General features: G+C 38.4%; 1 pseudogene. It reads right to left on the bottom strand.

Annotation, left to right across the window (positions count from 1 at the left end):
* Nucleotides 1-370, bottom strand: a pseudogene (locus ACPYOJ_RS34765) (hypothetical protein); the annotation flags it as partial.

Genomic DNA, 370 nt, shown 5'->3' on the forward strand with positions numbered 1-370 from the left:
GGATAAAGTATCCCGGTAGGCAATTCTAAACGCAGGAATTTTCTCTCTCAAAATTGCTTTCACGATCTGAAAGCCATCCAGCTCTTCTTCGGTGGTGACAATTTTAGAATCATTATTGTCATCGATCGGTTGAGAATTTTTTACGTCATCTTCTCTCTTTTCGATCTGTTCATTGATGCTGAGTGCTGATTTCAGTCTGAAACTGATGGATTCATTGATAGAAGTTGTCAGCGCCTTTTTTGTATATTCTTTAAAAGAAACCATTCGGTTTGCGGTCAGATGTTTTTCAAAAAAGCGGTTGACCAGGAGTTTTACCAGTTCGTCAGAAGGATTTTCAATTTCCTTTTCAAATTCTTTCCGGATGGCTTTG

It is taken from the genome of Rhizobium sp. SVR5-9E, assembly GCF_056755095.1.